General features: G+C 46.3%; 1 protein-coding gene. It reads right to left on the reverse strand.

Features of this window, described 5'->3' with window-relative positions; genetic code table 11:
• Window positions 1-37 precede the first annotated feature (37 nt).
• On the reverse strand, window positions 38-281 hold a 244-nt coding region (locus J0A66_RS23180; RefSeq protein WP_438839601.1), incomplete at its 5' end, for a metallophosphoesterase family protein.

The following is a 281-nucleotide window of genomic DNA, read 5'->3' on the forward strand; positions in this document are numbered from 1 at the left end:
CTTTTTGGCGAATGAAATTTAGCTACGCTTTCGAGTCTCATGCGCCTTCTCCCTGTACCTGAATCAATGTTAGGTTTCCGCAGAACACTGCGCCGGTATCGATATACATTTGGTTGGCAAACTTGAGTGGTTTCACTGCTGGCGTATGACCAAAGATGAACGTGTCCGCGCCTTTGATTTCTTTCACGATCCCGTTTTGTGAGTTGCTGATTCGTTCGCGGTTCCAGATTACCTGCTGATGATCAACTGGCTTTCCAAACTCGTATTCGTCAAAGGGATAA

The organism is Bowmanella dokdonensis, assembly GCF_017254865.1.
Lineage (GTDB): Bacteria > Pseudomonadota > Gammaproteobacteria > Enterobacterales > Alteromonadaceae > Bowmanella > Bowmanella dokdonensis.